General features: G+C 76.5%; 1 protein-coding gene. It reads left to right on the top strand.

Translation table 11 applies throughout. From position 1 onward, the window contains the following. The first annotated feature begins 99 nt into the window (after positions 1 to 99). Positions 100 to 1362, top strand: a complete 1263-nt coding sequence (gene xseA, locus C6N75_RS28905) for an exodeoxyribonuclease VII large subunit (protein WP_105871804.1) — start codon at positions 100 to 102, stop codon at positions 1360 to 1362. Positions 1363 to 1437 lie beyond the last annotated feature (75 nt).

Genomic DNA, 1437 nt, shown 5'->3' with positions numbered 1-1437 from the left:
GTCGGGGGGCTGTCGGTGGCGGGCGGGCGCTAAGGGTGTCGGAGGCTGTCGTCGGCGGGCGGCCGGGGTGTGTCGGTGGCGGCGCGTACGCTCGCCGGCATGGGTCTTTCTACGTCGGCGGAAGCGCCGCTGCCGGTGGGTGAGGTCTCGCGGCTCATCGGGGGTTGGATCGACCGGCTCGGGATGGTGTGGGTGGAGGGCCAGATCACCCAGATCTCCCGCCGCCCGGGGGCCGGGGTAGTCTTCCTCACGCTGCGCGACCCCTCGTACGACATCTCGGTCGGGGTGACCTGCTACCGGCAGACCTTCGACGCGGTGGCGGACGTGGTGTCGGAGGGCGCGCGGGTGGTGGTGTGCGCCAAGCCGGAGTGGTACGCCCCGCGCGGGCAGTTGTCGCTGCGGGCGACGGAGTTGCGGCCGGTGGGCATCGGGGAGCTGCTGGCCAGGCTGGAGCGGTTGAAGCGGACGCTGGCGGGCGAGGGGCTGTTCGCGGCCGCCCGCAAGAAGCCGCTGCCGTTCCTGCCGCGGCGGGTGGGCCTGGTGTCCGGGCGGGCCTCGGCCGCCGAGCGGGATGTGCTGGAGAACGCCCGGCGGCGCTGGCCGGCGGTCCGCTTCGAGGTGCGCAACGTCCCGGTGCAGGGGGCGCGGGCGGTGGCCGAGGTGGTGCGGGCGGTCCGGGAGCTGGACGGGCTGCCGGAGGTCGAGGTGATCATCGTGGCGCGCGGCGGGGGCAGTGTGGAGGACCTGCTGCCGTTCTCCGACGAGCAGTTGGTGCGTGCGGTCGCCGACTGCCGTACGCCGGTGGTGTCCGCGATCGGGCACGAGCCGGACTCGCCGCTGCTGGACCTGGTCGCGGACGTGCGGGCGTCCACGCCGACGGACGCGGCGAAGAAGGTGGTGCCGGACGTCGGCGAGGAGCTGGACCGGGTGCGGGTGCTGCGGGACCGGGCGCTGCGGACGGTGCGGGGGGTGCTGGACCGGGAGGAGCGCGGGCTGGCGCACGCGCTGGCCCGGCCGGTGATGGAGCGGCCGGTGCGGATGGTGGAGGAGCGGTCCGCCGAGGTGGAGGCGCTGGCGGCGCGCAGCCGCCGGGTGCTGGGGCATCTGCTGGACCGGGCGGACTCGGAGCTGCTGCACACCCGGGCCCGGGTGGTGGCGCTGTCGCCGGCGGCGACGCTGGAGCGCGGATACGCGGTGCTCCAGCGGGCGGACGGCGGGGTGGTCCGGTCGGCGGAGGAGGTCGCGGCGGGCGAGGAGCTGCGGGCCCGGGTGGCGGTCGGGGAGTTCCCGGTGCGGGTGGGCGGCGCCCCGGCCGGCGAGGACGGCGCCGGGGAGCCGGAGGGTGTCGTACCCGGCCCGTAGGCTGGTCGGCATGGCTGAGACGACGGGCGCGACGACGGAGGCGACGGACGCGGTGAGCGCGGCGGAGGGCGTGGG

Origin of the sequence: Streptomyces solincola, assembly GCF_002982015.1 — a bacterium.
Classification (GTDB): Bacteria; Actinomycetota; Actinomycetes; order Streptomycetales; family Streptomycetaceae; genus Streptomyces; species Streptomyces solincola.
The sequence above is the reverse complement of the archived record's forward strand: the minus strand, read 5'-3'. Positions and strand labels throughout refer to the sequence as shown.

Bases quoted from the DNA above. Each gene is read 5' to 3' on its own strand.
- xseA (WP_105871804.1), top strand. From the start codon at position 100: ATGGGTCTTTCTACGTCGGCGGAAGCGCCGCTGCCGGTGGGTGAGGTC.